4 protein-coding genes are annotated in these 1,100 nt (G+C 49.1%); all 4 read left to right on the top strand.

Features of this window, described 5'->3' with window-relative positions; genetic code table 11:
- The coding region (locus tag N7974_RS20620; RefSeq protein WP_262967406.1) for a hypothetical protein at nucleotides 1–183 on the top strand (183 nt) is incomplete at its 5' end.
- Nucleotides 184–251: 68 nt separating this feature from the next.
- Nucleotides 252–497 (top strand): hypothetical protein, encoded by a 246-nt coding sequence (locus N7974_RS20615; protein WP_262967405.1) that lies wholly within the window; start codon nucleotides 252–254, stop codon nucleotides 495–497.
- A gap of 11 nt (nucleotides 498–508) precedes the next feature.
- The gene (locus tag N7974_RS20610) at nucleotides 509–847 is read left to right on the top strand and encodes a hypothetical protein (RefSeq protein ID WP_262967404.1); all 339 of its coding nucleotides are present in this window, start codon (nucleotides 509–511) and stop codon (nucleotides 845–847) included.
- A 35-nt stretch (nucleotides 848–882) separates the two neighbouring features.
- On the top strand, nucleotides 883–1,100 hold a 218-nt coding region (locus N7974_RS20605; protein WP_262967403.1), incomplete at its 3' end, for a hypothetical protein.

Below are 1,100 nucleotides of genomic sequence, written 5' to 3'. Positions count from 1 at the left end.
ATTCCGTTCATTGTGTCGGGGATACTCGGCAATCCTATGTTTCAATCCTACCGCCTGCCTGAAAATTTGCTGGCAGTAGCTGAAGCGGTATCTAAGGCGGACGCCTACTGTGAGGATATTATGGAAATCGACTATGACGAGCAGCCGCTCAGCATTCTGGAAGATTTCACAGAGAACGCTTGACAGACTGATATGGAAGCGTAGAATTTCAGCCAGAGGGGAGCATAAAGCTTCCCTAAGAGGATATGAGAATGAGCATCATAGATCGCACCGAGGGGAACGAAAGCCCCAACCATTGCTACATTGTGACTGGCAGCATTGGCCCCGAGTTCGAACCCCTGCTATTCGCTACTCATACATTGGCAAAGAAGTATGCCCAGCATATAGTGAAATACGGCAAGGCGAACGATGTTTTCCCTCCTTTCGTGCCTGTTATCGAGACTCGCCACAAGGCAGATATGAACCGCTTCACGATCCACAACAAAATCCCGGAATAGGAGATAAATCGTTGAAACTCTCTCAAATTTTCCAAGAAGGCCTCGACTACGCTATCTTTCACGGAACGCCGTGGTATATGTGTGTACGTCTCCGGGAACTGGACTTGCCAATTAATCTCGACGACGTGACCCGGGACATTCGATCTATCATGAATGAAGCCGGAATGACCCGGCAGTTTATCGGCGACAGTTGGGATGGCGGCGTGGACGACCACTTTTGGGAAACTGGCATGGCTGATGCTTATGTGATGACGTGGCAAGAGACTATCGATTACGGGAGCCCCGCCTATGCAATGTGGGTGCAATTTTGGTTCTTCGTAATCTTTGACTTAGCCCGAAAAGGGCAGTAGAATAGCCGGCAGATAATGTGATCTAAGGGACGATCATGAAAGACAAGACTGTAGTTTATCGAATCGAGTGCAATAACGGCGAGGGCCCTTATGTTAATGGGTGCATGACGAATTCGTCTTCCACTCCAGAGCGGCCTGTCCCTGAGCACGACGGGATACCAGATGTTCGCTATTTTGAATACTTCGCCTTCACGTCCCCTAGGCAGTTAGACGATTGGTTTGGCGATGAATACGATGTGCTGTCCTTCTATTC

It is taken from the genome of Methylobacter psychrophilus (genome assembly GCF_025583945.1).
GTDB classification, from domain to species: Bacteria; Pseudomonadota; Gammaproteobacteria; order Methylococcales; family Methylomonadaceae; genus Methylobacter_C; species Methylobacter_C psychrophilus.
Note: the sequence above shows the minus strand (reverse complement) of the source record. Positions and strands in the feature narration are given on the sequence as shown.